Below are 603 nucleotides of genomic sequence, written 5' to 3'. Positions count from 1 at the left end.
GGCGCTGCACCGCGGCCATGTGCCGGTGGTGATCGACAGCCTGAACCCGAAGTACATCCTGCGCCGCCTGCGCGAGACCGATCAGCCGCTGCTTTATACCTCGCCTGCGATGCTGCACACGCTGGCCCGCCTACTGCCCGCGGAGCAAAGGCTTTATGCCGCCAACACCTCCGGCACCGTGCTGCCAGAGGCCTGGTTCCAGCTGATCCGCGCCCGCACCACCTATCTGTTCCAGCAGTACGGCTGTTCGGAGGCCGGCTGTGTCGCCATCAACCCCGATCTGCAAAACCCCTATGACGTCGGCCAGCCGCTGCCGCATGTTGTTCTGACCGCGGGCCAAAACGGCACCCCGGGCGCAGTGGGCATCACCATCGCAGGGCAGACAATCGACACCGGCGACCTCGGCCACCTGAGTGATACCGGAATGCTGGTCTTCACCGCCCGCGCCGATGACATGATCAACGTCGCAGGCCTCAACGTCTATCCGCAGGACGTGGAAAAGGCGGTGATGGCCCTGCCCGGCGTCAGTGATGCCGTCGCCTTCCGCCTGCCCGACCCGCACTCCGGCGCCCGCGCGGGCCTCTTGTATGCCGGCACCGCCAG

At 66.7% G+C, this 603-nt stretch carries 1 pseudogene; it reads left to right on the top strand.

Annotated elements, in window-relative coordinates:
• Window positions 1–603, top strand: a pseudogene (locus tag RA24_RS21600) (AMP-binding protein); the annotation flags it as partial.

Origin of the sequence: Leisingera sp. ANG-M6, from assembly GCF_000813905.1 — a bacterium.
Classification (GTDB): domain Bacteria; phylum Pseudomonadota; class Alphaproteobacteria; order Rhodobacterales; family Rhodobacteraceae; genus Leisingera.
The sequence above is the reverse complement of the archived record's forward strand: the minus strand, read 5'-3'. Positions and strand labels throughout refer to the sequence as shown.